Here is a 3,638-nt window from a genome sequence, read left to right as displayed (position 1 = left end):
ATTGGTTGCGGGGGCAGGATTTGAACCTGCGGCCTTCAGGTTATGAGCCTGACGAGCTACCGGGCTGCTCCACCCCGCGGCACCATGACTTTGCCTTTGGCGAAGTCTCATTCAGCAGATTTGTCTGCCGAGAAGCTGATATTATAACAAAAAAGGCCGCGATGTGCGGCCTCTGTTATGGGCTTGAGGCCCTTATGTGATGAGAAGATTTGTTGTTGCGTTTTGCAGACCTGGCAGCGACCTACTCTCCCGCGTCTTAAGACGAAGTACCATTGGCGCTGGGGCGTTTCACGGCCGTGTTCGGAAAGGGAACGGGTGCAGCCGCCCCGCGATAACCACCAGGTCGGCAAAACGCAACAAGCGTTGTTTTTCGAGAAGCTGGGAAGCGATTGCTTCGTTTGATTTGAACACGTCAATTCATCGTTGATGAACATGAACAATGAGAACGATCAAGCCGATCGAGCTATTAGTAACGGTAAGCTTCATGCATTGCTGCACTTCCACACCCGTCCTATCAACGTGGTCGTCTTCCACGGCTCTGATAGGGAACACTCGTTTTCAGGTTGGTTTCCCGCTTAGATGCCTTCAGCGGTTATCCATTCCGTATATAGCTACTCTGCTATGCCCTTGGCAGGACAACAGATCCACCAGAGATACGTCCATCCCGGTCCTCTCGTACTAGGGACAGATCCTGTCAATATTCCTACACCCACGGCAGATAGGGACCGAACTGTCTCACGACGTTCTGAACCCAACTCACGTACCGCTTTAAATGGCGAACAGCCATACCCTTGGGACCTGCTCCAGCCCCAGGATGCGATGAGTCGACATCGAGGTGCCAAACAACCCCGTCGATATGGACTCTTGGGGGTCATCAGCCTGTTATCCCCGGCGTACCTTTTATCCGTTGAGCGATGGCCCTTCCACACGGGACCACCGGATCACTATGACCGACTTTCGTCTCTGCTCGACTTGTCAGTCTCGCAGTCAGGCTAGCTTATGCCATTGCACTCGACGACCGATTTCCGACCGGTCTGAGCTAACCATCGCGCGCCTCCGTTACTCTTTCGGAGGCGACCGCCCCAGTCAAACTACCCACCATACACTGTCCCGGATCCGGATAACGGACCGCGGTTAGACATCCACGAAGATAAGGGTGGTATTTCAAGGATGGCTCCACAAGAACTGGCGTCCCTGCTTCAAAGCCTACCACCTATCCTACACATGCCTTGGCGAATGCCAGTGTAAAGCTATAGTAAAGGTGCACGGGGTCTTTCCGTCTGACCGCAGGAACCCCGCATCTTCACGGGGAATTCAATTTCACTGAGTCTATGTTGGAGACAGCGGGGAAGTCGTTACGCCATTCGTGCAGGTCGGAACTTACCCGACAAGGAATTTCGCTACCTTAGGACCGTTATAGTTACGGCCGCCGTTTACTGGGGCTTCAGTTCAGAGCTTGCACCCCTCCCTTTAACCTTCCAGCACCGGGCAGGCGTCAGACCCTATACGTCGTATTGCTACTTCGCAGAGCCCTGTGTTTTTGATAAACAGTCGCTACCCCCTGGTCTGTGCCACCCCATCATACTTGCGTAAAATGGGGTCACGCTTCTTCCGAAGTTACGCGTGCAATTTGCCGAGTTCCTTCAACATAGTTCTCTCAAGCGCCTTGGTATACTCTACCTGACCACCTGTGTCGGTTTCGGGTACGGTCTATACGGTGGAGCTATTTCCTGGAACCTCTTCGCCGCCCAACCAATCCAATAAGGTTGAACAACACACGAGATCCGTCACTACCACCAGGCCCACGAATATTAACGTGGTTCCCATCGACTACGCGTGTCCGCCTCGTCTTAGGGGCCGGCTAACCCTGCTCAGATTAACTTTAAGCAGGAACCCTTGGTCTTTCGGCGAGAGGGTCTCTCACCCTCTTTATCGTTACTCATGTCAACATTCGCACTTCCGATATCTCCAGCAGCCCTCACGGGTCCGCCTTCACAGACTTACGGAACGCTCCGCTACCACTTGCATTGCTGCAAATCCTCAGCTTCGGTGCATGGCTTTAGCCCCGTTACATTTTCGGCGCAAAGACCCTTATTTAGACCAGTGAGCTGTTACGCTTTCTTTAAATGATGGCTGCTTCTAAGCCAACATCCTGGTTGTTTTGGGATCCTCACATCCTTTCCCACTTAGCCATGACTTGGGGACCTTAGCTGGAGGTCAGGGTTGTTGCCCTTTTCACGACGGACGTTAGCACCCGCCGTGTGTCTGCCGACTAGTACTCCTCGGTATTCGGAGTTTGGTTAGGATCAGTAAGACGGTGAGTCCCCATAGCCCATCCAGTGCTCTACCCCCGAGGGTATTCGGTCGACGCTCTACCTAAATAGATTTCGCGGAGAACCAGCTATTTCCGAGTTTGATTGGCCTTTCACCCCTAGCCACAAGTCATCCCGAACTATTGCAACAGTTATGGGTTCGGCCCTCCAGTTGGTGTTACCCAACCTTCAGCCTGCTCATGGCTAGATCACTCGGTTTCGGGTCTAATGCAACTAACTAAATCGCCCTATTCAGACTCGCTTTCGCTGCGCCTACACCTACCGGCTTAAGCTTGCTAGTTACACTAAGTCGTTGACCCATTATACAAAAGGTACGCCGTCAGGCTTGCGCCCTCCGACTGTTTGTAGGCATCCGGTTTCAGGTTCTATTTCACTCCCCTCGTCGGGGTGCTTTTCACCTTTCCCTCACGGTACTTGTTCGCTATCGGTCATGCACGAGTACTTAGGCTTGGAGAGTGGTCTCCCCATGTTCAGACAGGATTTCACGTGTCCCGCCCTACTCAAGGACAATGCCTGTTCTACGTGTAAGGGGCTATCACCCTCTATGGCCGGACTTTCCATTCCGTTCCACTTTATTCAGCATTGCCACTGGCCTGGTCCGCGTTCGCTCGCCACTACTTGCGGAGTCTCGGTTGATGTCCTTTCCTGCAGGTACTTAGATGTTTCAGTTCCCTGCGTTCGCTTCTTACACCCTATGTATTCAGGTGCAGATACCTTATCACAATGCTTGGAAACCCAGGCCGTTCATAAAACAGACTGGATTTTCCAAGCATTTAAGGTGGGTTGCCCCATTCGGAGATCTATGGATCAAAGCTTATTCGCAGCTCCCCACAGCTTATCGCAGCGTATCACGTCCTTCTTCGCCTGTGCATGCCAAGGCATCCACCAAATGCCCTTAGAACACTTGTTCGTTCTCATTGTCTATGCTCACCACATATTGGATTTGGAATTCCTATCCTCCTCGCTTGCGCTCGAAGGGGTTCCAAATCTGGCCATACGGACTAGCCGCATTCGCCAGAACCAAAGACCCGGTTACCTTTTACAACCAGGTCATTCATTGATGACATCGACGTGTTCGGTACGGTCTTCATTGAGGGCACGCCGGTGCACCTCGAAGCCATACCATTAAGACCAGCTTCTCGAGATATCATCCGGTGATGCGCGGTCAGGCAACATCAATCCAGCATCTTCATCAGAGGAACATCAGTTCCAACAACAAAAATGCCCAGGACAAGCTTTCCTTCCTACCTCCAATCCCTCCACCAATTCCGGCCGACTAAGCCATCACATGGTTTCTCTGGGACT

1 tRNA gene and 2 rRNA genes are annotated in these 3,638 nt (G+C 52.4%); all 3 read right to left on the bottom strand.

The features are described 5' to 3' along the window. Positions 1–2 precede the first annotated feature (2 nt). Positions 3–79, bottom strand: a tRNA-Met gene (locus tag ACIQT8_RS25190). Positions 80–228: 149 nt separating this feature from the next. Further along, positions 229–343 (bottom strand): 5S ribosomal RNA (gene rrf, locus ACIQT8_RS25185). Between the two features lie 102 nt (positions 344–445). Beyond that, positions 446–3,243, bottom strand: a 23S ribosomal RNA gene (locus tag ACIQT8_RS25180). Positions 3,244–3,638: the final 395 nt, after the last annotated feature.

Origin of the sequence: Agrobacterium sp. NPDC090273 (assembly GCF_044772305.1) — a bacterium.
In the GTDB taxonomy this organism is placed as follows: domain Bacteria; phylum Pseudomonadota; class Alphaproteobacteria; order Rhizobiales; family Rhizobiaceae; genus Agrobacterium.
The sequence above is the reverse complement of the archived record's forward strand: the minus strand, read 5'-3'. Positions and strand labels throughout refer to the sequence as shown.